The sequence below is a fragment of the Streptomyces capoamus genome, assembly GCF_014654935.1.
GTDB lineage: Bacteria > Actinomycetota > Actinomycetes > Streptomycetales > Streptomycetaceae > Streptomyces > Streptomyces capoamus.
In genome coordinates, this window is the sequence record NZ_BNBF01000010.1 from 274,372 (window position 1) to 278,851 (window position 4,480).

At 74.5% G+C, this 4,480-nt stretch carries 5 protein-coding genes; 2 read left to right on the top strand and 3 right to left on the bottom strand.

Going from position 1 to position 4,480, the window contains the following annotated elements; translation table 11 throughout:
- The coding region (locus IE312_RS40745) for a DUF993 family protein (protein ID WP_229900046.1) at nt 1-191 on the top strand (191 nt) is incomplete at its 5' end.
- Nucleotides 188-1,024: a sugar phosphate isomerase/epimerase family protein gene (locus IE312_RS18505; protein WP_189983144.1), complete on the top strand. Its 837-nt coding sequence runs from the start codon at nt 188-190 to the stop codon at nt 1,022-1,024. The genes IE312_RS40745 and IE312_RS18505, both read left to right, overlap by 4 nt.
- 256 nt (nt 1,025-1,280) lie before the next feature.
- On the opposite strand, the gene rbsD is transcribed toward IE312_RS18505, so the two are convergent.
- The 3 genes from rbsD to IE312_RS18520 all read right to left on the bottom strand — a co-directional run.
- Nucleotides 1,281-1,670 (bottom strand): D-ribose pyranase, encoded by a 390-nt coding sequence (gene rbsD / locus IE312_RS18510; protein ID WP_189983146.1) that lies wholly within the window; start codon nt 1,668-1,670, stop codon nt 1,281-1,283.
- Nucleotides 1,667-2,569: a ribokinase gene (locus IE312_RS18515; RefSeq protein ID WP_189983149.1), complete on the bottom strand. Its 903-nt coding sequence runs from the start codon at nt 2,567-2,569 to the stop codon at nt 1,667-1,669. Before IE312_RS18515 ends, rbsD begins: the two co-directional genes overlap by 4 nt.
- A gap of 93 nt (nt 2,570-2,662) precedes the next feature.
- On the bottom strand, nt 2,663-4,480 hold a 1,818-nt coding region (locus IE312_RS18520; RefSeq protein WP_229900048.1), incomplete at its 5' end, for an ABC transporter permease/substrate-binding protein.

Here is a 4,480-nt window from a genome sequence, read left to right on the forward strand (position 1 = left end):
TGGTCCTGCTCGCCTGGCTCGCCGGCCACCAGAGCCACTTCACCATGGTCGGCGGCCTGCAGTCGGCGCGTTCCCTGCCGCACCTGGCCCGCGCCTACGAACTCGCCGACACCCTCGGCCTGTTCCCGGACCCCCGGCTGGCCGAGGAGCGGATGCGGAACCTGCTGCGTGTGTACGGGGTGGGCCGGTGAGCACCGACCTGGCGCGTCTCTCCGTCAACCAGATGACGGTCAGACAGCTGTCGCTGCCCGAACTGGCCGACGCCTGCACCACCTTGGGCATCGGCCACGTGGGCCTGTGGCGGGAGCCGGTCCGGGCGTACGGCCTGGCGGCGACCGCCGAGCTGGTCCGTGACGCCGGCCTGACGGTGACGACCCTGTGCCGGGGCGGCTTCCTCACGGCGACCGACCCCGCCGAGCGGGCCGCGGCACTGGCCGACAACCACGCGGCCGTCGACGAGGCCGCCGCGCTCGGCACGGACACCCTGGTCCTCGTCTCCGGCGGCCTCCCCGCCGGCAGCAAGGACCTGCGCGGCGCCCGGGAGCGCGTCGCGGACGCCCTCGCCGTCCTCGCCCCGTACGCGGCCGAACGCGGGGTACGGCTCGCCATCGAGCCCCTGCACCCCATGTACGCCGCCGACCGCTGCGTGGTCTCCACCCTCGCCCAGGCCCTCGACCTCGCCGAACGCTTCCCCGCGCACCAGGTCGGGGTGGCCGTGGACACGTACCACGTGTGGTGGGACGACCAGGCGCCCGCCCAGATCGCCCGCGCGGGCGCGGCCGGCCGCATCCACACCTTCCAGCTCGCCGACTGGACCACCCCGCTGCCCGAGGGCGTCCTCGTCGGCCGCGGGCAGCTCGGCGACGGCTCGATCGACCTGCGCGCGTGGAAGGGCCACGTGGAGGCCGCCGGCTACACCGGACCCATCGAGGTCGAGCTGTTCAACGAGGGCCTGTGGGCCCAGGACGGCCGGGAGGTCCTCGCCCGGACGGCGCGGCGGTTCGTGGAGCACGTGGTCCGCTAGCGGACCGGTCCGCATCCACCGGCGGGCCGGTCCAGCGGGCCGGCCGGAAAAAAATGCGGAACCGGGCGCAACCATTCCGGCGCCCATGGTGTCGTACATGACGTCGGAACCACGGGGGACCCCGGGGGGGAGTCGAGGGTTCCGGCAGGGGAGGGGAGAACGAGGGGGCGTGGCCGGGCCCGCGGGCCGGGAAACGCCCCCTCGAAACGTCCGGGACGCGAGACCACCTCCGCGACGCGGACCACGGCGAGGCGGACTAGAAGAACACCCCGCAGCGCAGCAGCACGTTCGCGTACGGCCGGGCCTCCCCGGTGCGCACGATCAGCCGGGCCCCGGCCGACCGCTCCTTCAGCTCCTCGTGCGGGACGAGCGCCAGCTCCGGGAAACGGTCCGCCAGCAGCCCGGCCGCCGCCGGATTGGCCGCCCGCACCTCCCGCGCCGCCGTGGCGCCCTCCACCACCAGCTCGGCCAGCAGACCGTCCAGCACCTCGGCGAACGACGGCACACCGGCCCGGAACGCCAGGTCCACCACCCGGGGACCCTCGGGCAGCGGCATGCCCGCGTCGCACACCAGCACCTCGTGCCCGTGCCCCAGCCCGGCCAGCGCACCGGCCAGCCGCCGGTTGAGGATCCCCGCCCGCTTCACAGCGCGTCCACCTCCGCCGCCGTCGGGTACGACTCCTGCGCGCCCCGCTTCGTCACCGCCGCCGCGCCGACCCGGGCCGCGTACCCGGCCGCCTCGGCCAGCCCGGCGCCCGCGCCCAGCCGCCAGGCCAGCGCCGCCGTGAACGCGTCCCCGGCACCGGTGGTGTCCACCGCGTCCACCGTCACCGACGGCACCCGGGTCACCCCCGAGGCGTCCGCCACCAGAGCCCCCCGCGCGCCCAGCGTCACCACCACCGAGCGCGGCCCCGCGGCCAGCAGCAGCCGGGCCCAGTCCGCGGGATCCTCGCCCGCGCCGGCGGCACCGAGGACCACCCGCGCCTCGTGCTCGTTCACGATCAGCGGGTCACAGGCCGCCAGCACCTCCCCGGGCAGCTCCCGCGGCGGGGACGGGTTCAGCACGAAGCGGCTGCCCGGCGCCAGGTTCCGCACCACCTCCACGACGGTCTCCAGCGGGATCTCCAGCTGCGCCGACACCACCCGCGAGGCGTTCAGGAGGCCCGCCGCCGCCCGCACGTCCGCGGGCAGCAGACGGGAGTTGGCCCCCGGCGACACCACGATGCTGTTGTCACCGGAGGGGTCCACGGTGATCAGCGCGACCCCCGTCGGCGCCCCGCCCGCCAGCACCCCCGCCGTGTCGACCCCGGCCGCGCGCAGGGAGTCCAGCAGCAGCCGGCCGTGACCGTCGTCGCCGACCCGCGCCAGCAGCGCCGTACCGGCACCCAGCCGGGCGGCGGCGACCGCCTGGTTGGCGCCCTTGCCGCCCGGGTGCACGGCCAGGTCGCCGCCGAGCACCGTCTCGCCGGCGGCCGGCCGCCGCTCGACACCGATCACCAGGTCGGCGTTGGCCGAGCCCACGACCAGAAGGTCGTAGTCGTACATCAGTTGACTCCCCTGAGAGATGACCCGGGGCGGCCGTACCCCGGGGTGTGTGTGCCACCCCGGGGCACGCCCGCCCGCCCGGGCCGTCCGTTGTCAGCCGCTGAAGCCGGCCACATTGTCCTTCGTGACCACCTTCACCGGCACCTTCACCATCGGTGCCACCTTCTCGCCGCGGACCGCCCTGAGGGCGTTGTCCACCGCGATCCGGCCCAGCTGCGAGGGCTGCTGGGCGACGGACGCGTACAGCGTGCCGCCCTCGACCGCCTTCAGCCCGTCCGGGGTGCCGTCGAAGCCGACCACCTGCACCGACCGGCCGGCCTTCGAGCCGAGCGCCTTGGCCGCGCCCAGGGCCATCTCGTCGTTGGCGGCGATGACGCCCTGCACGTCCGGGTGGGCCTGCAGCAGGTTCGACATCACGTCCAGGCCCTTGGTGCGGTCGAAGTCGGCGGGCTGCTGGGCCAGCACCCGGATGCCCGGGTAGGCCCGCAGGCCCCGGGCGAACCCGGCCGCCCGCTCCCGCGCCGCCGACGTGCCCGCCTGGCCCTGGAGGACGACGATCTTCCCCTTGCCGCCCAGCTTCTCCGCGAGCGTCTTCGCGGCCAGCTCGCCGCCGGCGACGTTGTCCGAGGCCACCAGGGTGTCCACGGACGCCTTGTTCACGCCACGGTCGACGGCCACGACCGGGATCCCGGCCCGGTCGGCGGCCTTGACGGAGTTGCCCGCCGCATCCGAGTCCACCGGGTTGACGATGACCGCGCCCACCTTCGAACTGGTGAAGTTCTGCAGCTGGTTGGCCTGCTGCGAGGCGTCGTTCTGAGCGTCGGTGACGGTCAGGTCCACGCCCAGCTTCTCCGCCTCCGCCTGGGCGCCCGCCCGGATCTGCACGAAGAACGGGTTGTTCAGGGTGGACAGCGACAGACCCAGCTTCGGGTTCGCGGACGACGGGGAACCGCCGTGCAGGAACGAGGTGGCGCCGACGACGGCCACGGTGACCACGGCGGCCAGCCCGTACGTCACCGCCTGCCGGCCCTTCGGCCCGCCCGCACCGGCGGCCACCGGGGTCGCCCCGGCCTTGCGGCGCACGGTGTCCAGCAGCACCGCCAGCGCGATCACGACACCGATCACGACCTGCTGCCAGAACGCCGACACCGACAGCAGGTTGAGGCCGTTGCGGAGCACCGCCAGGATCAGCGCGCCGATCAGCGTGCCGGACGCCTTGCCGGTGCCACCGGCCAGCGAGGCCCCGCCGATGACGACCGCGGCGATCGCGTCCAGCTCATAGCCGTCGGCGGCCTGCGGCTGCGCCGAGGACAGCCGGGCCGCCAGCACCACGCCGGCGACGGCGGCGAAAACCCCGGACAGGGCGTAGACGGCGAGCTTCTGCCGGTGCACCCGCAGACCCGACAGCCGCGCGGCCTCCTCGTTGCCGCCGATCGCGTACATGGACCGGCCGAGGTACGTCCGCCCCAGCACCAGCGCGGCGAGCAGCCCCATCACCACCATGACCAGCACCGGCACCGGCAGCCAGCCGCCCAGGGTGTCCCCGAGGTGGGAGACCGAGTCCGGGAACGCGATGGGGGAGCCCTGCGAGATCACCAGAGCCAGACCACGGCCCACCGAGAGCATGGCCAGCGTCGCGATGAACGGGGGCAGCTTGCCGTAGGCGATGAGGAAACCGTTCACCAGACCGGCGACGACACCCGTGGCGACCGCCAGCAGCACCGCGAGCACGACCGGCACCCCGTGCGAGGTCGCGCTCCAGGCCAACACCGTCGCCGACAGCGCGGCCACCGAGCCGACCGACAGATCGATGCCCGCGGAGACGATCACGAACGTCACACCGAAGGCCAGGATCGCCGTCACCGCCGCCTGGACACCGATGTTCAGCAGGTTGTCCGTCGTCAGGAAGTC